Genomic DNA, 20515 nt, shown 5'->3' on the forward strand with positions numbered 1-20515 from the left:
GCGCCCCTCTCCCGCGCCCGGTCCACCAGTGCCTCCGGCGGATTCAGCCGCGGCGCCTGCGGGAGCGTGCCGGGGCCCGGACCGCCGCCGTGCTCCGTGGGGAGCAGGAGACCGCGGCGGGCTGATACGGCGTCAGACCACCTCGGCCAGTTCGCTGCGCAGCGCGGTCGCCTTGGCCAGGAGGCCGCGCATGACGACGACGAGCAGGGCGAACGCGGCGCCGACGCCGACGCAGGCGACCGCGGCACCCAGCGCGCCGAGCGCCTGCATGCCGTCGTCGGGAGAGGGGATCTCGGCCACGGCCAGGTGGACGGCGGCCCCGAGCGCCAGCAGCGTGGCCGCGGCCGTGGCCCCGATGACGGTGTCGACCCAACGGAACGCCCGCCGGGTGAAGACGGCGTCGCGCTCGACCATGCCGAGCAGCATCCACACCGCGCCGAGCACGACCTGGACGCAGGCGACGCCGATGATCGCCACCGTCGCGTAGGGCACGGCGAAGGGTTCGTAGGGCGGGAAGCGGTCGACCTCGTCGGACGCCGTCGTGGGGATGACGACGGTCTGCCCGAAGAGACCGAGCAGGATCGCGGCGGCGACGCCGGCCCGGAGCACGGCGATGATCAGACGATGCATTCATCGATCTTCAATGGGAATCGATCGAAAATCAATCGACTCGGCCCGACAGACTCGGCCCGACAGTAGGGGCCACGGCGCCTGCGAGAAGTTCCGTCAACAATGTTGACTTGGAGTCAACGGCGCTGCACATTACTCAAAAGTAGAACCGCTCGGTAACTCCGCTGCCGCCCCTCCCGAAGAAGAGAGAGCACATGCCGAAGCATGCCCTTCGCCGTGTCATGACCGCGACAGCCGCCGCCGTCGGCACGCTCGCCCTCGGCCTCACCGACGCCACCGCGCACGCCGCGCCCGCCACCCTCGACTACGTCGCCCTCGGCGACAGTTACAGCGCCGGTTCGGGCGTCCTGCCCGTCGACCCCACCAACCTGCTCTGTCTGCGCTCGACGGCCAACTACCCCCACGTCATCGCGGACGCGACGGGCGCCCGTCTCAAGGACGTCACCTGCGGCGCCGCCCGGACCGCCGACTTCACGCAGGCTCAGTACCCGGGCGTCGCGCCCCAGTTGGACGCGCTCGGCACCGGCACGGACCTGGTCACGCTCACCATCGGCGGCAACGACAACAGCACGTTCATCAACGCCATCACGGCCTGCGGCACGGCGGGCGTCCTCAGCGGCGGCAAGGGCAGCCCCTGCAAGGACAAGCACGGCACCTCCTTCGACGACGAGATCGAGGCCAACACCTATCCCGCGCTCAAGGCCGCGCTCCTCGGCGTCCGGGCCAGGGCCCCGCAGGCCCGGGTGGCGGCCCTCGGTTACCCGTGGATCACACCGGCCGCCGCCGACCCGTCCTGCTTCCTGAAGCTGCCCCTCGCCGCCGGGGACGTGCCCTACCTCCGCGCCATCCAGGCCCACCTCAACGACGCGGTCCGGCGTGCCGCGGAGGAGACCGGCGCCACGTACGTGGACTTCTCCGCGGTCTCCGACCGCCACGACGCCTGCGAGGCACCCGGTACCCGCTGGATCGAACCGCTGCTGTTCGGGCACAGCCTCGTGCCCGTGCACCCCAACGCCCTCGGCGAGCGGCGCATGGCCGAGCACACGATGACCGTCCTCGGCCTGGCCTGACCCGCGGCAACTCCCCGCGTAGGCTTTTCCCGTGCCGTCCTCCCGCCTGCGCCGCGTCGCCGTCCTCGTACTCGAAGGCGCGAAACCGCTCGACGTCGGCATCCCGGCGCAGGTCTTCACGACCCGCGCGAGCATGCCGTACGAGGTGCGGGTGTGCGGCGCGGCGCCGGGTCTGGTCGCCGGGGGTGACGGCCTGTCGTACCACGTCGCCCACGGCCTCGACGCCCTGGCGTGGGCCGACGTGGTCTTCCTCCCCGGGTACCGGTCCCCCGACGTCGAGGAGCCGCCGCGGAGCGTCATCGACGCGCTGACGGCGGCCCACGACCGGGGCGCGCGGCTCGCCGCCATCTCCACCGGCGCGTTCGCGCTCGCCGCCACGGGCCTGCTCGACGGCAGACGGGCCACCACCCACTGGCACTACACGCGGGCCCTCACGGCGAAGCACCCGCGCGTGCGGGTCGACGAGAACGTGCTGTTCGTGGACGAGGGCAGCGTCCTCACGTCGGCGGGCGCCGCCTCCGGCATCGACCTGTGCCTGCACATCCTGCGCGGCGACCTCGGGGTGGCCGCGTCGAACCACGCGGCCCGTCGCCTCGTGGCGGCCCCCTACCGCAGCGGCGGTCAGGCCCAGTACGTGCCGCGCAGCGTGCCCGAGCCGCTCGGCGAGCGGTTCGCCGCCACCCGCGAGTGGGCGCTGCGCCGGCTCGCCGAGCCGCTGACCCTGGAGGCACTGGCCCGGCACGCGGCGGTGTCGGCGCGCACCCTCTCCCGGCGCTTCGTCGAGGACACCGGGTACACGCCGATGCAGTGGATCATGCGGGCGCGTATCGACCTGGCCCGTGAGCTGCTCGAACGCTCCGAGCGCGGCGTCGAGCAGATCGCCGCCGACGTCGGCCTCGGCACCGGCGCGAACCTGCGGCTGCACTTCCAGCGCATCCTCGGCACCACCCCCAGCGAGTACCGGCGCACCTTCGCCCGGGGCGAGTAGCCGCGCCCGCCGCCCTCCCCTGGCGTGATCCTTTCGAACCGTGGCACTCGCGCCGCTGCCACGCGCACCCGGCGTGCGCGAGCCTGGTGGCGAAGGACCTGGTGGCGAAACGAAGGGACACACCACTCATGACTCGCATCGGCATCAACGGATTCGGCCGCATCGGGCGCAATGTGCTGCGCGCACTGCTCGAACGCGACACGAAGCTCGAGGTCGTCGCCGTCAACGACCTCACGGAACCCGCCACCCTGGCCCGCCTGCTCGCCTTCGACTCGACGGCCGGCCGGCTCGGCCGCCCGGTGACCGTCGACGGGGACACCCTGATCGTCGACGGGCACCGCATCAAGGTGCTCGCCGAGCGCGAGCCCGCCCGGCTGCCCTGGACGGAACTGGGCGTCGACATCGTGCTGGAGTCGACCGGCCGCTTCACCTCCGCCGCCGCCGCCCGCGCCCACCTGACCGCGGGAGCGCGGAAGGTCCTGGTCAGCGCCCCGTCGAGCGGCGCCGACGTGACGCTGGCGTACGGCGTGAACACCGACGCCTACGACCCGGCGGCGCACACGATCGTCTCGAACGCGTCCTGCACCACCAACGCCCTGGCGCCGCTCGCCGCGGTCCTCGACGAGCTGGCCGGCATCGAGCACGGCTTCATGACGACGGTGCACGCCTACACCCAGGAGCAGAACCTCCAGGACGGCCCGCACCGCGACGCGCGCCGCGCCCGCGCCGCCGGGGTGAACATCGTGCCGACCACGACGGGCGCCGCCAAGGCGATCGGCCTGGTGCTGCCGGGCCTCGAGGGCAAGCTGTCGGGCGACTCGATCCGGGTGCCGGTCCCGGTGGGCTCGATCGTCGAGCTGAACACGACCGTCGCCCGCGACGTGACGCGCGAGGACGTCCTGGCCGCCTACCGCGCCGCCGCCGACGGACCGCTCGCCGGTGTGCTGGAGTACTCGGACGACCCGCTGGTCTCCTCCGACATCACGGGCAACCCGGCCTCGTCGATCTTCGACTCGGCGCTGACCCGCGTGGACGGCCGCCACATCAAGGTGGTCGCCTGGTACGACAACGAGTGGGGCTTCTCCCACCGCGTGATCGACACCCTCGGGCTGCTCGCCACACGCTGAACGGGCAGCCGGTTCGGCATCACCGGGGGTCACACGTCACAATGGTGCGATGAGCAATTCCAAGATTTACTTCGACATCGACATCGACGGCCAGGATGCGGGCCGCATCGTCTTCGAACTGTTCGAGGACGTCACCCCCAAGACCGCCAAGAACTTCATCGAGCTGTCCACCGGCGAGCACGGTTTCGGCTACGCGGGCTCCCCGTTCCACCGGGTGATCCCGCAGTTCATGCTCCAGGGCGGTGACTTCACCGCGGGCAACGGCACCGGCGGCAAGAGCATCTACGGCGAGAAGTTCGCGGACGAGAACTTCCAGCTGAAGCACACCGGCCCGTACCTGCTCTCCATGGCCAACGCGGGTCCGAACACCAACGGCTCGCAGTTCTTCGTCACCACGGTTGCCACCCCCTGGCTGGACGGCAAGCACGTCGTCTTCGGCAAGGTCGTCGAGGGCACGGACGTGGTCGACAAGATCGAGGGCTACGGCTCCTCGCCGTCGGGCAAGACCTCGGCGAAGATCACGGTGCGCGCGTCCGGCAAGCTGTAGGACCTGAGCGGCCCCACGGGGACCGGAACCGACGGGGGGCCGCCGCACACGGTGCGGCGGCCCCCCGTCCCGTCTCGTCTGGTGGGGTGCGCCGGGTGGTGCGACGCTGGGGTGGAGGAGCGTCCGAGGAAGGCAACCCCGGGAGGACCGATGGGACGGGACGTCCCGGCGCTGGTCTTCACCCGCGAGGACCGCCGCCGGTACCGGATCAAGATGCAGGAGTGCCTGGATGCCTTCGCGCAGATGCTGCGCGAGTCCCGGTTCGAGACCGAGCGGCCCCAGGTGGGCCTGGAGATCGAACTGAACCTGGTCGACGACCGCGGCGAACCCGCCATGCGCAACAGCGACGCCCTCGAAGCGATCGCGGACCCCGCCTGGTCCACCGAGCTGGGCCGGTTCAACCTGGAGATCAACATCCCGCCCCGGCAGCTGACGGCGGGCGGCCCCGACGCCTGGGAGACCGAGATCCGCGCCGCCCTCAACCACGCCGAGGACCGCGCCGCGTCGGTCGGCGCCCATCTGATCATGGTCGGCACCCTGCCCACGCTGCGCCAGTCGGACGTCGGCGAGGCGGCCCTGTCGGAGAACCCGCGCTACCGGCTGCTCAACGACCAGGTGTTCGCCGCCCGGGGCGAGGACCTGCACATCGAGGTGGACGGCGTCGACCGTCTGCGGACCTACGCGGACACCATCACGCCGGAGGCCGCCTGCACCAGCACGCAGTTCCACCTCCAGGTCGCCCCGGAGGAGTTCCCCGACTACTGGAACGCCGCCCAGGCCATCGCCGGTGTCCAGGTCGCCCTCGCGGCCAACTCGCCCTTCCTGCTCGGCAAGGAGCTGTGGCACGAGAGCCGCATCCCCCTGTTCGAACAGGCCACCGACACCCGGCCGCAGGAGATCAAGGCCCAGGGGGTCAGGCCCCGGGTCTGGTTCGGGGAACGCTGGATCAACAGCGTCTTCGACCTCTTCGAGGAGAACCTCCGCTACTTCCCGGCGCTGCTGCCGCTGTGCGACGAGCAGGACCCCGCCGAGACGCTCGACCGCGGCGACATCCCGGAACTGGGCGAACTCACCCTCCACAACGGCACGATCTACCGCTGGAACCGGCCCGTCTACGCGGTCGCCCACGACAAACCGCACGTGCGCGTGGAGAACCGGGTGCTGCCCGCCGGTCCGACCGTCGCCGACACCCTCGCCAACGGCGCCTTCTACTACGGGCTCACCCGCGCCCTGGTGGAGGAGGAGCGGCCGGTGTGGTCGCGGATGTCCTTCTCGGTCGCCGAGGACAACCTGCACACCGCCGCCCGGCACGGCATCGAGGCACACCTGTACTGGCCCGGAGTGGGCGAGGTGACGGTGCCCGAACTGGTCCTGCGCCGGCTGCTGCCGCTGGCGCACCGGGGACTGGAGCTGTCGGGCATGGACTCCGCCTGGCGGGAGCCGCTGCTCGGCATCATCGAGCAGCGGTGTGTCACCGGCCGCAACGGCGCGGTCTGGCAGAAGGAGATGTTCCACCACCTCGACGCCACCGCCCGGCCCGGCCGCCACGAGGCGCTGCGCCGGATGACCCAGCAGTACATGGACTACATGCACCTCAACGCCCCGGTCCACACCTGGCCGGTCGACTGACGTCCGGGGCGCCCGAGGCCACCAGGGAGGCGACGGAGCGATGTGCCGATGGCTCGCCTACTCGGGGACACCCGTCCTTCTGGAGTCCCTGCTCTACCAGCCCGAGCACTCGCTCATCGACCAGAGCCTGCACGCCCGCATGGGCGTCGAGACGACGAACGGGGACGGATTCGGCCTCGGCTGGTTCGGGCCGGAGATGCACACACCCGCCATCGTCCGGGAGGTCGGGCCGGCCTGGAGCAACCGCAACCTGCGCGAGATCGCGAGCCATGTCCGCTCGCCGCTGTTCTTCGCGCACATCCGGGCGTCGACGGGCAGCCCCGTGCAGCAGACCAACTGCCATCCGTTCCGCCACGGCCGGTGGATGTGGATGCACAACGGCGCGATCGCCGAGTTCCACCGGCTGCGCCGGGACCTCGCGCTGGCCGTCGATCCGCAGCTCTTCCTCGACATCGAGGGATCGACGGACTCGGAGATGATGTTCTACCTGGCGCTCACCCTCGGCCTGGAGGACGACCCACCGGCGGCCGTGGCCCGGATGGCGGGGCTGGTGGAGGAGATCGGCCACGAGCACGGCGTGGAGTTCCCGCTGCAGATGACGGTCGCCGTGACCGACGGACGGCGCCTGTGGGCCTTCCGCTACTCCAGCCAGGCCCAGTCCCGGTCGCTCTACTACAGCAGCCGGGTGGACAGCCTGCGCGCCCTCCATCCGGGGCTGCCCTTCCTCAAGGACGCGTCCGACAGCACCCGGCTGATCGTGTCGGAACCCCTGGGCGACCTCCCCGGGGTGTGGAACAAGGTGCCCGAGAGCAGCTACGGCGTCGTCCAGCCGGAAGGGGACGAGCTGCTCCCCTTCGTTCCCCGCCGGCCGTGACCCTGTTGACACGGACGGGCGAAGATCACACAATCGGTGCCATGACCACATACCGGTTCGGCACCGTCGCGGAGTGTCCCCGCGTGCCCGAGCGGACCGGATGTGAGCGCTCCGGCCTCTAACGGCCTTCTTCGCACCGACCGTCCGACGCCTTTCGCGTCGTAGTCCGTCGGCATTCCCTCCGGTCCACGGCCCGGAGCACCCGAAGCACCACCCTCTTTTCCCCGGCCGTTCGGCGGTGGCCCCGCGCCACCCCTGGCCGGATGTCACGCGTACCGTCATACAAGGGGAGGACTCCCATGTCCGTCACGTCCGTCGGCCCGAGCACCGTCCTGCGCGAAGCACGCGTCCCGGGGGACGGAATGTACGAGGGCCGGCGCATCCTGCGCCGACTGCCCGAGGGCCGGCGCGAGAGGCCCTACGAGCACTTCCAGGTCGTCCCGCAGGCACGCACCGTCGGCGCCGAGCTGCGGGGCGTCGACCTCTCCCGCCCGCTCACCCCCGTGCTGCGCGAGGAGTTGAACCGCGCCCTGCTGGAGTGGAAGGTGCTGTTCTTCCGCGCCCAGCACCTCACCTCCGAGCAGCAGCGCGACTTCGCCCGCAACTGGGGCGAGTTGGAGACCAACCCGCTGCTCGCCGCCGGTTCCAGCGACGACGTCGTCCGGTTCGACAAGGGCGCCGGGGCGGCGCCGACGTACGAGAACGTGTGGCACACCGACGTCACCTTCCGCGAGCGTCCCGCGCTCGGCGCGGTGCTCCAGCTGCGCGAGGTACCGCCGTTCGGCGGGGACACGATGTGGGCGGACATGGCGGCGGCCTACGACAACCTGCCCCGGGAGGTGAAGGACCGCATCGACGGCGCCCGCGCCGTGCACGACTTCATCCCGGGCTTCGCTCGGTTCTACGGACCCGAGCGGCTGCTGCCGCACCAGGACCTGTTCCCGCCCGTGGAACACCCGGTCGTGCGCACGCATCCGGAGACGGGGCGGCGCATGCTGTTCGTCAACACGTCGTTCACCACGCACATCACCGGCATGGACCGCGCCGAGAGCGACCGGCTGCTGCGGTTCCTGTTCCAGCAGGCGCACGTGCCCGAGTACCAGGTGCGCTGGCGCTGGCAGCCCGGCGACGTCGCCTTCTGGGACAACCGGGCCACGCAGCACTACGCCGTGGGTGACTACGGGTCCGAGCGTCGGGTCGCCGAGCGCGTCGCCGTCGAGGGCGACCGCCCCTTCTGATCCGCCGGGGGGCCGGAGACGCCGCTCGGTCTCCGGCCCCGTGCGCGCTCAGACCTCCGGCTCCTCGATGGCCGCCGGGCGCAGCTGGGCGGCGCGGACGCGGGCGACGTCGAGCTTCTCGCCCCGGTCGAAGCGGTAGATGCCGTTCTGCTCCTGGAAGACGTCGGTCAACTGGGTGTAGCAGTAGCCGAACATGTCACGGTCGCCGAGCAGGACCTCGGTGAGGCCGCCGAACCGCTCGTGGAACTCCTCCTCGTTGCGGACGCGTTCCCCGTAGCCCCAGGAGACGGTGCGGTCCTCGCCGGACTGTGCGGCTGCCGCCTCGGGGTCCCACCAGATGCCGCCGAACTCGCTGACGAAGTACGGCTGGCCCCGGTAGGGCTGGGAGTAGGGGGCGCCGCTCTCATGGGCGTTGACGAAGGGCGCGTCCTTGGCGAGGCCGGACATCAGCCGGCGGAAGGCGGCGGGGTCCTGCTCGTAGTTGTGGGAGTCGTAGATGTCGGTCTCGGCGACCCGGTGGGCGTAGCCGGACGCGTCGACGACCGGGCGGGTGGTGTCCATGGCCTTGGTGGCCAGGAACATCGCCCGGGTCACGTCGTCGAGCTGGGTGACGCGGTCGTGCAGCTTCTGGTAGGTCTCGTTGAGCGGGCACCAGCCGATGATCGAGGGGTGCGAGTAGTCGCGCTCCAGGGCTTCCAGCCACTGGGCGACGTAGGAGGCGTCGGGCTTCTGGTTGTCGCCCGAGGAGCCGCCGGTCTCGCAGCCCCAGTCGCCGAACTCGCCCCAGACCAGGTAGCCGAGGCGGTCGGCGTGGTGGAGGAAACGCTCCTCGAAGACCTTCTGGTGCAGCCGGGCCCCGTTGAAGCCGGCCGCCATGGCCAGCTCGATGTCCCGCACCAGGGCCTCGTCGGTGGGGGCGGTCATCAGCCCGTCCGGGTACCAGCCCTGGTCGAGGACGAGGCGCTGGAAGACGGGCCGGCCGTTGAGCAGGACGGCCTTGCCGCGCAGGCCGACGGCGCGCAGGCCGGCGTAGCTCTCGGCGCTGTCGACCACCTGCCCGGCGGCGTCGAGGAGTTCGAGCCGCAGGTCGTACAGGTGCGGGTCCCCGGGTCCCCACTCGCGCCGCCGGTCGTCCGGCACCGGCAGGTGCAGGCGCGGGGCGAGGTCGAGGTCGGCGCGGGCCTCCGCGCGGCTCACCTCGCCGTCGGCGTCGCTGAGGACGGCGCGCACCCGGTGCCCCGGCCGGTTGCCGGACAGGGGCAGTTCGAGGTGGAAGGCGGAGCCGGCCAGGTCGGGGGTGATCCGGGGTCGGCGCAGGTGCGTGACGGGCACGGGCTCCAGCCACACGGTCTGCCAGATGCCGGTCACCCGGGTGTAGTTGCAGTCGTGGTTGGCGTACTGGACGGCCTGCTTGCCGCGCGCCTGGGGGCCGGACCTGGGGTCGCGGGCCCGCACGGTGATCACGACCTCCTCCCCGGCCCCGGCGATGTCGCCGAGGTCGGCGGTGAAGGGGGTGAAGCCGCCGCGGTGCCGGGCGACCTCCTTGCCGTCGGCCCACACGGTGGTGTCGTGGTCGACGGCGCCGAAGTGCAGCAGTACGCGGCGTCCGGCCCAGGCGGCGGGCAGGGTGAGGGCCCGCCGGTACCAGACGGCCTCCAGGAAGTCGGTGTCGCCGATGCCGGACAGCTCGGACTCGGGCGGGAAGGGGACGAGGATCTCCCCACGCAGCTCGCGGTCGAGCAGACCGCGTTCGAGGCCGCTGTCCCCCCGGTCGGTCTCGAACTGCCAGGCGCCGTTCAGGTTGAGCCAGTCGCGGCGCACGAACTGCGGTCGCGGGTACTCCGGGCGCGGTACGGAGTGAGTGGGCACACATGCTCCAGTCGATCGGTGGGCCGGGCGCGCGAAACGCCGGGCCCGTGGGTACAGCTGGTCGGGTTCAGGAACCGCCGAGGCCGGTGGTGGCGACGGAGTTGACGATGCGGCGCTGGAAGAGGAGGAAGACCACGATCAGCGGCAGCGCGGCCAGCAGGGCGGAGGCCATGGACTGCGCGTACTGGATGCCGTAGGCGTCCTTCACCGTGGCCAGGCCCACCGGGAGGGTCATCAGGTCGGGGTCGTTGGTGACGATGAACGGCCACATGAAGTTGTTCCACGCGCCGATGAAGACGAAGATCGCCACCGCGGCCACGATCGGCCGCGAGAGCGGCAGCACGATCGAACGGAAGACCCGGAACTCGGAGGCGCCGTCGATCCGGGCCGCCTCCTCCAGCTCCTTGGGGATGCCGTCGAAGAACCGCTTGAGGATGAACACCATCATGGGTGCGACGACCTGGGGCAGGATGACCGCAGCGTAGGTGTCGACCAGGTTGAACAGGGTCATCTGGTCGAACAGCGGCACGACGAGCAGCTGCGGCGGGACCATGATGGCCGCGACGGTGACGCCGAGCAGCCCCCGGCGGCCGCGGAAGGTACCGCGCGAGAAGCCGTACGCCGCGAGGGTGGACACCGCCACCGTGATCAGCGTGACCAGGGCGGAGATCAGGAAGCTGTTGAAGGCCCAGACGGTGACGTGGCCGCGTTCCAGTATCTGCTGGTAGGCGTCCAGGGTGAAGGCGCCCTTGAACGGGGACAGCCCGGTGGTGTTGATGTCCTCCTCGCTCTGCACCGAGGTGATGACCGCCCACACGAACGGCACCAGCCAGACGACGGCGAGCACGACGAGCGCGGTTGCGGCCAGGACCCGGGGCAGCCGGCCGTGGCCGAGGAGCAGGGGTGAACCGGCCGCCTCGCGGGGTGGACGGCGCCGGGGGCGGAGGGTGGTGGTTGCGGACACGGTCAGTCCTCCCGGCGGAAGAGGCGGAGCTGCACGAGCGAGACGAGGACGATCAGGGCGAAGAAGAGGTACGAGACGGCGGAGGCGTAGCCGAGGCGGTAGCCCGTGAAGCCCACGTCGTAGACGTACTCCAGGACCGGCCGGGTGGAGCCGTTGGGCCCGCCCTTGGTGAGGATGTAGATTTGGTCGAAGACCTTGAGGGAGGCCAGGACCTGGAGCATGGCCACCAGGCCGGTGGTCCTGCGCAGTTGGGGCAGGGTGATGGACCACAGGCGGCGCCAGGCACCGGCCCCGTCGAGTGCCGCGGCCTCGTCGAAGGTCGCGGGCAGGGACTGGAGCGCCGCGAGGTAGAGCAGGAAGTTGAAGCCGACCGTCCACCAGACCGTGAGGGCGGCCACCGACCACATGGCGACGGACTCGTCGGACAGCCAGCCGACCGGTGCCATGCCGAGGGTGTCCAGGAGCTGGTTGGCCATGCCCAGTTCGGGCTGGTAGAGCCAGGTCCAGATCATGGTCACGACGGTCACGGGCAGCAGGTAGGGCGCGAAGAACGACAGGCGCCAGGCCCACTGCCCGGCGAGTCCGCTGTGCACCAGCAGCGCCATCGCGAGCGCGACCAGCACCAGCGGGACGCTGGAGATGACGGTGAAGAAGACGGTGTTGCCGAGGCTGCTCCACACGTCCGGGTCACCGAACGCCTCGGTGTAGTTGTCCAGGCCGACGAAGCTGGTGTCGCGCAGGGCGAGCGAGCTGTCGGTGAAGCTCATCCAGAGCCCCTGCACGATCGGCCACACCATGAAGAGGCCGAACACGAGCAGGAACGGCAGGACGAACACGAGCCCGTTGCCGGTGCGTATGCGGCCGAGGGCGGTGCGGCGGCCGCCCGGGGGAACCGCGGGCGGGTCGGTCTGCTCCTCGGCGCCGAGGGGTGCGGTGGTGGTCACGTCGGTCACTCCTTTCGCTGGTCAGGCCACCGGGTTGGGCTGCCGCAGCAGCGTGTCCGCCTCGCGGACCATCTGCCGCACCGCCTTCTCGGGGGTGGTGTTGCCCAGCAGCGCCGACTGGAGCGGCTGGCACATCCGGTTCTGGAAGTTCGAACCGGCGCCCGCGAACCAGTTGGGCGGGTCGAGCACCGCCACCTCGGCGGCTTCGGCGTAGGAGGACTGGGGGTCGAGCGCCGCGTACTCGGGCTCGGCGAGGACGGGCTGGTAGGCGGGGATGTGCCCGGCGCTCGCCCAGGTGAGGCTCTGCTTGAGCATCTGGGCGACGTACCGGTGGGCCTCGCGGCGCCGGGCCGGGTCGGGGCTGTCCTGGTGCGGGAGGACGAAGCTGTGGCTGTCGGTGTAGACGGCCGGCTTGTCGAAGACCTGCGGGAAGGGCGCGGCGCCCAGGTCGATGCCGGACTTCTTCAGGGTGGGCAGCTCCCATTCGCCGAGCATGGCCATGCCGCCGCGGCCGCTGCTGAAGGCGGCCAGCGCGCCGTTGTAGTCCAGGTTGTTCGGGTTGGTCTTCCCGTCGAAGAGCCGCGTCATGAGGGTGACGACGCGTACGGCGGCGTCGACGTCGATCTTCGGGGGCCCGCCGTCCGGCAGGTCGAAGGCGGCGCCGGTCTGGGCGTAGAGGCCGGCGAACAGGCGCCAGCTCTGTGCCGTGTCGGTGACGTGGCCGAACAGGATGCCGGACTCCCCGGTCGCCTCGGCGAGGGCCTGGCCCGCCTCCAGCAGGGCCTCGGGCGAGCCCATGGGCGCCAGTTCGCCCGAGGTGTCCAGGAGTCCGGCCTTCTCGGCGGCCTTCTTGTCGTAGAACACGATGAAGGGGTGGACGTCCAGCGGGATCGCGTAGACGGTCCCCTCGTGCCGGGTGCGCGACCACACGGCCGGGGTGAAGTCCTGCTCCGTGACGCCGTACTCGGCGAGCAGGTCCAGGTCGAAGGGGTCCACCAGGCCGCCGGGCGCGTAGCCCGCCAGCCGGGACAGGTGCATGGCGGCCACGTCGGAGGCCCGTCCGCCGGCCGCGGACATGGCGAGCTTGGTGTAGTAGGACGGACCCCAGTCCAGGATCGTGCGGTCGACGTCGAAGCCCTTGGCTCCCCCGGCCCCCTTGGACACGGCCTCGATCATGTCGTCCATGAGCATGCCGTCGCCGCCCTGGAAGAGGTCCCAGACGCTCAGCGCGGACGCCCCGGAGGCCGAGGCCGGGGAGGCGCAGCCGGACAGCGGGCCCGCGGCGAGCAGGGCGCCCGCCCCGGCCATGGCGTTGCGCAGCAACCGGCGGCGGCTGGGGCGGTGGACCGGGTCGGACACGGCCAACGCCCCCTGGGCAGGCAGACGGGAACTCATCGCGGACCTTTCGACGGCCGGAGCTCATGCGGTGGCTAGTTTTTACATCGATGTACATTGGCTGTAAAGAGCTGAGGCCGGTGATCCGGCGCTGGTGACCGGGAGGCCCGGGGGACGCGGCCCTGCGCCGCGGGCCCCCGCGCCCCCGGGACATACACTCGTCCAGCGCGCAAGAGGCAGGGAGGTCTCGGTGGCACGGCCCAGGATCAAGGACGTCGCACGTCACGCGGGCGTCTCGGAGAAGACGGTGTCCAATGTCATCAACGACTACGCCCATGTCTCCGACCGGACCAGGCAGGTGGTGCGCGAGGCCATCGAACACCTCGGCTACCGGGTGAACCTGGCCGGCCGCCACCTGCGCAAGGGCAGAACCGGCATCATCGCGCTCGTCGTCCCGGAACTGGACATACCGTACTTCGCGGAGCTGGCCCGGCATGTCATCCGCGAGGCCGAGCAGCGGTCCCTGACGGTCCTGATCCACCAGTCCGGGGCGGACCGCGCCCATGAGCTGGCGGCGCTGGCCGGGTTCGGCTCCACGTTCGTGGACGGGATCATCCTCAGTCCGCTGGCGCTGACCGCCGACGACCTGCGGGACCGCACGGGCTTCCCGCCCACGGTGCTGCTCGGGGAACTGCTGGAGGAGGGCGCCGACCACGTGGCCATCGACAACGAGAGTGCCGCGCGCGAGGCGACCCGCCATCTGATCGGGCTCGGGCGCCGCACGATCCTCGCCGTCGGCGGGCGCGACGACTCCGGTCTGGGCACCGCCGAGGCCCGCACCCGGGGCTACCGTGCCGCCCTGGCGGAGGCGGGCATCGCCCACGATCCGGACGCTCTGCTGCCGGTCGGCTCCTTCCGGATGCCCGACGGGGCGCGGGCCGTGGCGCGGGCGCTCGATGAGGGCGCCCGGCCCGACGCGCTGCTCTGCCTCAACGACCAGCTCGCGCTGGGCGCGTTGCGGGCCCTGCACGAGCACGGGGTCAGGGTGCCGGAGGACGTCGCCGTGATCGGCTTCGACGACGTGGAGGGCGGGAGGTACAGCGTCCCGACGCTGAGCACGGTGGCGCCGGACAAGGCGGCGGTGGCCAAGGTCGCCGTCCAGCTGCTCCAGCACCGCATCGAGGAGGCGACGGCGCCGGACGGTGCCGTGTCGGGGATGCAGGCGCCGCAGGACCGCATCGTGGCCCACCGGCTCGTCCTGCGGGAGAGCACGGAGGGCCGCGAGCGGCGCTGACGTTCCGGTCGGCCGGGTGTGCGGTACGGGTCAGTTCGTGTAGACCTCGGCCCGGTCCACGCTCACGAAGGACGCCCCGGACTGGGAGTTGTGTTCGCCCGTGACCCGGACCCGCAGGGTGTGGCCGCCGTACGCCAGCCGTGGGCTCGTGTACTGCACCGCTTCCCCGACGCGGATCGAGTGGTGGAAGTCCACCCGCTGCTCGGGCCCGCCGTCGACGCTGACGCCCGCGTAGCCGTTGCCGGTGTCCTTGACGGAGAGCAGGACGATCCGGGTGCCCGTGAAGGAGAAGGTGGCCGTGGCACCCGCCCGGTCGCTCCAGTGGTCGTCGCTCCAGAAGCACTGCGCGGCACAGCCCGTGCCGGAGTTCCAGGCACCGGTGTAGGTGACGCCGCCGGGGCCGCTGGAACGGCCGTCGTCGTTGATCCAGTAGTTGCCCGAGCCGGGATCGCCGGAGGGGAGGTTCTGGGTGGCTCCCATGGCGAGCGGACGGCCGAGGTCGGGTGTGCCGTCGGCCCGCCAGGTGAACTTCTGCGCCCGCGTGGTGCGGTTGGTGTAGGTGTTCACCGAGGTGGTCTTGGCGTGGTAGACGATCCAGTCCTCGGTGCCGTCGGGGGACGTGAAGAAGGCGTGGTGGCCCGGCCCGAACACGCCACGGTCGTCGGCGCGGGAGAAGACCGCGCCCCGGTGCTGGTGCCAGTTCCCCGGTACCAGCGGGTCCGCGTTCAGCGGCATCGACATCATCCAGACCTGGTAGTCCGGCTTGCCCGTGTCGCAGGTGGAGTACGTCATCCAGACCCGGCCGTTGCGGTAGAGGAACTCGGGGCCCTCCCGCACCTCGGGGCAGCCGCCCGCCGCGTCGATCGCGACCGCGTTCCCGGAGACGGTGTACGGGTCGGACATCGGGGCGATGTTGATCCCGTTGTGCTGGTACTGGTTGATGCCGCTGTAGGCGAGGTAGAGCCGACCGCCCAGTCGGAGGATGCCCGCGTCGATGGCGAAGTCGTCCGCGTGGTTGGGCGGGGCGAGCTTGGCCTTGAAGTGGTACGGGCCGGTGGGGTCGTCTCGCTCCGACTCCAGGACGTACAGCCGGTGGTGGTCGTCGACGCCGTCGTCGGCCGTGTAGTAGAGGTACCAGCGCTCGCCGAAGCGGTAGAACTCCGGGGCCCAGATGTTGCGGTCGCGGGACGGGTCGGTGTCGGTCCACACGGTGACCGGGTCCGCGGCCGGCAGGGTCCCCAGGGACGGGGAGCGCCACATCCGGATGCTGCCGCCCTGGGTGGTGGTGAGGTAGTAGGCGCCCTTCCAGTGCGTCATGAAGGGGTCGGGCCCACTGTTGAGCGGGTTGCGGAAGGTGCCCGCCGCCGCGGCCTCGGCTGCGGGTGCGGGTGCGGGTGCGGCGGGTGCCGCCGCGGCCGGTCCGGTGAGCCCGGGCAGCAGGGCCACGACCAGCCCGAGAAGGGCGGCGAGGATCGCGCCGAGGCGGGCACGGGGACGGTGTGGGGGGCTGGGAAGCACGTGGGGGTCCTCTCCCGAAGCCTTTACATCGATGTAACGACGGGGCGTCAGGTTAGGGACGGCCCCTGGGGCTGTCAACAGGGCCAAAAATGGTATTCCATTTGCCGCAGACCCCTTGACGGTGCGGTTTGGCGAAAACTACGTTCTGTTCACCGGAAAGCAGCTTCCGCTTTGTGAAACTCTCCAATTCCCCGCACCTGATCCCAGGAGTCCCGTATGACTGCCCTGGAAGACCGCCGCTCGTCCGCCGGGACCGGCGACACCGCCACCAGCTCCGGCCTCTACACGTACGACCTCGCCCCGACGAAGCGGGAAGGCCGCCGCTGGGGCGCCTACAACGTCTTCACGCTCTGGGCCAACGACGTGCACAGCCTGGGCAATTACGCCTTCGCCATCGGACTGTTCGCCCTCGGCCTGAACGTGTGGGGCATCCTCGCCGCCTTCGCGCTCGCCTCGGTCCTGCTCTTCCTCCTGCTCACGCTCTCCGGGTTCATGGGCCACAAGACGGGCGTCCCGTTCCCCGTCATGAGCCGCATCGCCTTCGGCATCAAGGGGGCGAAGATTCCGGCCACCGTCCGCGGTGCCGTGGCCATCGCCTGGTTTGGTATCCAGACCTATCTGGCGTCCGCGGTGCTGAGCGCCCTCCTGGTGGCCATGTTCCCCTCGCTGGCCTCCCTGGACACGAACTCCCTGCTCGGCCAGTCGACGCTCGGCTGGATCACCTTCCTGGTGCTGTGGGCCCTCCAGGTGCTCATCGTCAGCTACGGGATGCAGATGATCCGCCGGTACATGGCCTTCGCCGCGCCCACCACCCTGCTGACGATGTGTGCCCTCGCGGTGTGGATGTTCGTCCGGGCCGACGGGTCGGTCTCCGTGTCGATCGACGATCCGCTCACCGGCGGCGCGATGTGGCTCCAGGTGCTCCAGGCCGCCGCCCTGTGGGTGGTGATCTACGGGACGTTCGTGCTGAACTTCTGCGACTTCACCCGGTCCGCGCGCAGCCGCGGCTCCATCGTGCGGGGCAACGTGATCGGCATCCCGGTGAACATGCTCTTCTTCGCCGTCATCGTGGCGGTGCTCAGCGGGGCCCAGTTCACCCTCGACGGACGCGTGATCACCAGTCCGACGGACATCGTCAGGACCATCCCCAACATGTTCCTGCTGGCCGTCGCCTCGCTGTGTCTGATCGCCCTCACGGTGGCGGTGAACCTGCTGGCCAACTTCGTGGCGCCCATCTACGCCCTGGTCAACCTCTTCCCGCACCGGCTCGACTTCCGCCGCGCGGGTCTGGTGAGCGCGGCCCTGGGCCTGGTGATCACGCCCTGGAACCTCTACAACAGCCCGGTCGTCGTGAACTACTTCCTCGGCGGGCTCGGCGCGCTGCTCGGCCCCCTGTTCGGCGTGATCATGGCGGACTACTGGCTGCTGCGGAAGTCCCGCGTGAACGTGCCGGCCCTGTACACCGAGGACGCGGGCGCCGAGTACCACTACCGGCGCGGCTACAACCCGCGGGCCGTCGCCGCCTTCGCCCCCAGCGCCGCGATCGCCGTCGTCGTCGCCCTCGTCCCCTTCTTCCACGCCGCGGCCGGGTTCTCCTGGTTCATCGGCGCGATCATCGCCGCCGTGCTGTACGCGCTGATCGCCGACCGTGCCTCCGCGTTCCGTGACGTGGACGGCGAGGCCATCGCCGTCGCCGCGGAATAGCCCCGCACGCCCCTCCCCCGCCCCCCCGTCGCGCCCCGTCCCCGTCCCCGTCCCTCGTCCCCGTCCCCTCCCCGTCCGAGCAGAAGGCCCAGGCCCACCCATGCGCATCCTCGTGGTCAACGTCAACACCACGCAGTCCATCACCGACGCGATCGGCAAGCAGGCGGCCGGCGCGGCCTCCGCGGGCACCGAGATCGTGCCGCTGACCCCGGCCTTCGGCGCGGAGTCCGTGGAGGGCAACTACGAGAGCTACCTCGCCGCCGTCGCCGTGATGGAGACCGTGCGCGCCCACCGGGAGCCCTTCGACGCGGTGATCCAGGCCGGTTACGGCGAGCACGGCCGGGAGGGGCTCCAGGAGTTGCTCGACGTGCCCGTCGTCGACATCACCGAGGCGGCCGCGAGCACCGCGCAGTACCTGGGCCGCCGCTACTCCGTCGTCACCACCCTCGACCGCACGGTCCCCCTGATCGAGGAGCGGCTGGAGGTGGCCGGACTGAGCGCCAGGTGCGCCTCGGTGCGGGCCAGCGGGCTCGCCGTACTGGAGCTGGAACGGGACGAGCAGGCGGCCGTGGACGCCATCACCGAGCAGGCCGCCCGCGCGGTCGAGGAGGACCGGGCCGAGGTGATCTGCCTGGGCTGCGGCGGCATGGCGGGCCTCGCCGAACGCGTGGTGGAACGTACCGGTGTCCCCGTGGTCGACGGGGTCGCCGCCGCCGTGACGGTCGCCGAGTCCCTGGTCCGGCTCGGCCTGTCCACGTCCAAGGTGCGCACCTACGCCCGTCCGCGTCCCAAGCGGATCGTCAACTGGCCCCCGCAGGCGGGCTGACCCGTCGTCGCGCCGTCCCGCCCGGGCCGCCCGTGGACCCCGGGGTATTCTGACGGGCCGCCCGACCGCCGCTCCGCACGGCGCGGTCGGCGTGCCGGGAACGGGAAGACAGACGAAGGACGGCGATGGCTGCGTCAGAGGGCTTCACGCCCGAGTCCGAGCGGGTCACGCGGCGGTTGCGCGACGAGATCATCGACGGTGTGCGGGCCCCCGGCAGCCGCCTGGTCGAACGGGAGCTGGCCGAGTCACTCGGCGTGAGCCGGCTCCCCGTCCGCGAGGCCCTCAAGACCCTGGTGTCGGAAGGACTGGTGACCCCGCGGCCACGGAGCTGGGCGGTGGTGCGGGAGTTCACCACCAGCGACATCGCCGACCTGGACGAGGTCCGCTCGGGCCTGGAGACCCTGGGGTTCCGGCTCGCCGCCCAACGGCACACGCGGGAGGGGCTGGAGCGGCTGCGCGCGACGGTGGACGCCGAACTCGACGCGGCCCGCGCGAACGACGCGGTACGGGCCCGCCGGGCGGCCGCCGACTTCCACGAGACCGTCGTCTCCCTGGCCGCCAACGAGCTGCTCAACGAGCTCGAACGGGTCCTGCGCAGCCGGCTGCGCTGGCTCCTGGGCCAGCACGACGACCTGCTGGCCGTCGCACTGGAGCACGACGCCCTCTACCGGGCCATCGCCGCCCGCGACGTGGACCGCGTCCAGGAGCTGGTCCTGCACCATCTGTCGACGAGCCGCAGCGCGGCCCTCGGCCACCTGGCGCAGGAGCACTCCTAGGCCCTCAGCCGGGCCGCCCGCGGTGGCCCCGCGTGAACCGGGACGGCGGGATGCCGAAGGTGCGGGTGAAGGCGGCGGTGAACGCGGCGGGAGAGGCGTAGCCGAGCCGCCCGGCGACCTCGCTGACCGAACCGGACCGCAGCAGCGGCACCGCCGCGAGCAGGCGCGCGCGGCCCCGCCAGACGGCGGGGCTGTCGCCCGTCTCGGCACGGAAGCGCCGGGTGAAGGCCCGCTCGCTCATGTTCGTCCGCGCCGCCCAGGCGGCATTGGTGACCCCGGTGTCGGGTGCGGCCAGATACGCCCGGCACAGCGTCGCCAGGTCGGCGGAGGCGGGGATGCGGACGTGGAACGGGAGCGGGGCGCGCGCCGCGATCTCGTGCAGGAGGAGGTCGGCGACGCTGCCCTCGCGCCCGGACAGGTCGTAGCCGGCCTCGAACTCGACGGCCGCCAGGAGCAGTTCGCGCAGCAGCGGCGGCACGTCCACGACCGTGCAGGTGCCGGGCCACCACGGTACGGCGTCCGGCTCGATGTACAGGCTGCGGGTGCTCACGCCGAGCATCCGCACCCGGTGCCGGGTGGCGGCCGGGATCAGGACGGCGCGCTCGGGCGGCACCGTCCAGGTGCCGTCGTCGGTGTCGACGACCATGACCCCGGTGGCGCCGTACAGGAACTGCGCGCGCCGGTGCTGGTGCCAGTCCAGGAGGTGTCCGGGCGGGTAGTCGGTGCCGATCGGCAGCACGGCCCGGTCCACGTGGTCGACGTCGGCCAGGGGGACGTTCTTCACCCGCTCACCCTACGGCCGTCCTGGCCGGGTCGCGAAGGAATGGTGCCGGGCATCGAATGCGGGCGGCGCCGCCGGGCTGGTGGAGTAGCCGGTGTGGATTTTGCGGCTCTACTCGGAATCGGGCTCCTGACCGGTGTGACCACCGTGCTGTTCGGGTTCGGCGGCGGTTTCGTCGCCGTCCCGGTCGTGGTGTGGGCGGACTCCGCGCTCGGCGCGGACGCGATGCGGGTGGCGACGGCCACCTCGGCCCTGGTCATGGTGGTGAACGCCGCCTTCGCCACCGCCGTCACGCCCCGCCGGGTGCTGGGCGCCCTCCGGGGCGGCGGCCCGCTGCTGGTCCTGCTGGGCGTCGGCGCCTCGGCCGGGGCGCTGGCCGCGCGCCACGCCCCGGCCGGGCT

19 protein-coding genes are annotated in these 20515 nt (G+C 71.5%); 12 read left to right on the forward strand and 7 right to left on the reverse strand.

What is annotated here, in order from left to right; genetic code table 11:
• Positions 1 to 132 precede the first annotated feature (132 nt).
• Positions 133 to 630: a DUF2975 domain-containing protein gene (locus BZZ08_RS16100; protein ID WP_104632912.1), complete on the reverse strand. Its 498-nt coding sequence runs from the start codon at positions 628 to 630 to the stop codon at positions 133 to 135.
• Positions 631 to 824: 194 nt separating this feature from the next.
• Here BZZ08_RS16100 and BZZ08_RS16105 point away from each other — a divergent pair, with 194 nt between their 5' ends.
• The 7 genes from BZZ08_RS16105 to BZZ08_RS16135 all read left to right on the forward strand — a co-directional run bounded on the left by BZZ08_RS16105 (position 825) and on the right by BZZ08_RS16135 (position 8103).
• Complete coding sequence (locus BZZ08_RS16105; RefSeq protein WP_104632913.1) at positions 825 to 1700, forward strand: SGNH/GDSL hydrolase family protein; 876 nt, start codon at positions 825 to 827, stop codon at positions 1698 to 1700.
• A gap of 31 nt (positions 1701 to 1731) precedes the next feature.
• On the forward strand, positions 1732 to 2688 hold the full coding sequence (locus BZZ08_RS16110) for a GlxA family transcriptional regulator (RefSeq protein ID WP_104632914.1): 957 nt from the start codon (positions 1732 to 1734) through the stop codon (positions 2686 to 2688).
• Between the two features lie 128 nt (positions 2689 to 2816).
• A complete protein-coding gene (gap, locus tag BZZ08_RS16115) occupies positions 2817 to 3815 on the forward strand; it encodes a type I glyceraldehyde-3-phosphate dehydrogenase (protein ID WP_104632915.1) in 999 nt (332 codons plus the stop codon).
• A gap of 49 nt (positions 3816 to 3864) precedes the next feature.
• On the forward strand, positions 3865 to 4362 hold the full coding sequence (locus BZZ08_RS16120) for a peptidylprolyl isomerase (RefSeq protein ID WP_104632916.1): 498 nt from the start codon (positions 3865 to 3867) through the stop codon (positions 4360 to 4362).
• A 150-nt stretch (positions 4363 to 4512) separates the two neighbouring features.
• Positions 4513 to 5991, forward strand: coding sequence for a glutamate-cysteine ligase family protein (locus BZZ08_RS16125; protein ID WP_104632917.1), 1479 nt, complete (start codon positions 4513 to 4515; stop codon positions 5989 to 5991).
• 40 nt (positions 5992 to 6031) lie between these two features.
• Positions 6032 to 6865, forward strand: a complete 834-nt coding sequence (locus BZZ08_RS16130) for a class II glutamine amidotransferase (protein WP_104632918.1) — start codon at positions 6032 to 6034, stop codon at positions 6863 to 6865.
• 299 nt (positions 6866 to 7164) lie between these two features.
• The gene (locus tag BZZ08_RS16135; RefSeq protein ID WP_104632919.1) at positions 7165 to 8103 is read left to right on the forward strand and encodes a TauD/TfdA dioxygenase family protein; all 939 of its coding nucleotides are present in this window, start codon (positions 7165 to 7167) and stop codon (positions 8101 to 8103) included.
• 48 nt (positions 8104 to 8151) lie between these two features.
• Here BZZ08_RS16135 and BZZ08_RS16140 read toward each other — a convergent pair whose 3' ends face one another.
• The 4 genes from BZZ08_RS16140 to BZZ08_RS16155 form a co-directional block, all read right to left on the reverse strand.
• A complete protein-coding gene (locus BZZ08_RS16140; protein WP_104632920.1) occupies positions 8152 to 9972 on the reverse strand; it encodes a glycoside hydrolase family 2 protein in 1821 nt (606 codons plus the stop codon).
• A 67-nt stretch (positions 9973 to 10039) separates the two neighbouring features.
• A complete protein-coding gene (locus BZZ08_RS16145) occupies positions 10040 to 10936 on the reverse strand; it encodes a carbohydrate ABC transporter permease (protein ID WP_104632921.1) in 897 nt (298 codons plus the stop codon).
• 2 nt (positions 10937 to 10938) lie between these two features.
• On the reverse strand, positions 10939 to 11880 hold the full coding sequence (locus tag BZZ08_RS16150; protein ID WP_198601505.1) for a carbohydrate ABC transporter permease: 942 nt from the start codon (positions 11878 to 11880) through the stop codon (positions 10939 to 10941).
• A 21-nt stretch (positions 11881 to 11901) separates the two neighbouring features.
• Positions 11902 to 13275, reverse strand: a complete 1374-nt coding sequence (locus tag BZZ08_RS16155) for an extracellular solute-binding protein (protein WP_198601506.1) — start codon at positions 13273 to 13275, stop codon at positions 11902 to 11904.
• A 190-nt stretch (positions 13276 to 13465) separates the two neighbouring features.
• On the opposite strand from BZZ08_RS16155, the gene BZZ08_RS16160 reads away from it, so the two are divergent.
• A complete protein-coding gene (locus tag BZZ08_RS16160) occupies positions 13466 to 14509 on the forward strand; it encodes a LacI family DNA-binding transcriptional regulator (RefSeq protein WP_104632924.1) in 1044 nt (347 codons plus the stop codon).
• A gap of 30 nt (positions 14510 to 14539) precedes the next feature.
• Here the strand turns inward: BZZ08_RS16160 and BZZ08_RS16165 are convergent, their stop codons facing one another.
• A complete protein-coding gene (locus tag BZZ08_RS16165) occupies positions 14540 to 16027 on the reverse strand; it encodes a family 43 glycosylhydrolase (protein WP_104632925.1) in 1488 nt (495 codons plus the stop codon).
• Between the two features lie 216 nt (positions 16028 to 16243).
• Here BZZ08_RS16165 and BZZ08_RS16170 point away from each other — a divergent pair, with 216 nt between their 5' ends.
• The 3 genes from BZZ08_RS16170 (at position 16244) to BZZ08_RS16180 (ending at position 19333) form a co-directional block, all read left to right on the forward strand.
• On the forward strand, positions 16244 to 17731 hold the full coding sequence (locus BZZ08_RS16170) for an NCS1 family nucleobase:cation symporter-1 (RefSeq protein WP_104632926.1): 1488 nt from the start codon (positions 16244 to 16246) through the stop codon (positions 17729 to 17731).
• A 100-nt stretch (positions 17732 to 17831) separates the two neighbouring features.
• Complete coding sequence (locus tag BZZ08_RS16175; protein ID WP_104632927.1) at positions 17832 to 18557, forward strand: aspartate/glutamate racemase family protein; 726 nt, start codon at positions 17832 to 17834, stop codon at positions 18555 to 18557.
• Positions 18558 to 18682: 125 nt separating this feature from the next.
• Positions 18683 to 19333: a GntR family transcriptional regulator gene (locus BZZ08_RS16180; protein ID WP_104632928.1), complete on the forward strand. Its 651-nt coding sequence runs from the start codon at positions 18683 to 18685 to the stop codon at positions 19331 to 19333.
• A 4-nt stretch (positions 19334 to 19337) separates the two neighbouring features.
• Here the strand turns inward: BZZ08_RS16180 and BZZ08_RS16185 are convergent, their stop codons facing one another.
• Positions 19338 to 20117 (reverse strand): AraC family transcriptional regulator, encoded by a 780-nt coding sequence (locus BZZ08_RS16185; protein WP_104632929.1) that lies wholly within the window; start codon positions 20115 to 20117, stop codon positions 19338 to 19340.
• 93 nt (positions 20118 to 20210) lie between these two features.
• On the opposite strand from BZZ08_RS16185, the gene BZZ08_RS16190 reads away from it, so the two are divergent.
• A partial coding sequence (locus BZZ08_RS16190; RefSeq protein WP_198601507.1) for a TSUP family transporter occupies positions 20211 to 20515 on the forward strand: 305 nt, incomplete at its 3' end.

Origin of the sequence: Streptomyces sp. MH60 (assembly GCF_002939385.1) — a bacterium.
Lineage (GTDB): Bacteria > Actinomycetota > Actinomycetes > Streptomycetales > Streptomycetaceae > Streptomyces.